This is a genomic window from Bacillus sp. SIMBA_074, from assembly GCF_046534555.1.
GTDB lineage: Bacteria > Bacillota > Bacilli > Bacillales > Bacillaceae_G > Bacillus_A > Bacillus_A mycoides.
Genome location: NZ_JAWRYM010000957.1, coordinates 1 through 250 on the forward strand (window position 1 = coordinate 1; position 250 = coordinate 250).

The 250-nt window shown below is 62.4% G+C and carries 1 protein-coding gene; it reads left to right on the forward strand.

All coding sequences use genetic code 11. The features are described 5' to 3' along the window. Positions 1–52: 52 nt before the first annotated feature. Positions 53–250, forward strand: a 198-nt coding sequence (locus tag SB773_RS33615; RefSeq protein WP_410594796.1) for a hypothetical protein, incomplete at its 3' end; no start/stop codon positions are given.

Here is a 250-nt window from a genome sequence, read left to right on the forward strand (position 1 = left end):
GTTCCGTCCTCACAGAGGCTGGCTTGGTGAACAGGACGCGCGCGACACCGACATGGTTCTCACGTGGCGGCAATCGTCGAGCCGCGACGCGTGGCCAACATTGCTGCCAAGCCTCACGGATCCTGACCATCTGCTCTCGGTGGTACTCGACCTGATACGAGGAGCTGAGTCGACAGACGCCCTTTTCAGCGGGCGTGAACGTCGCCACTCGCTGTCTACTCGTCGCCAGAAAGTGGACGGGGTCGAGGAG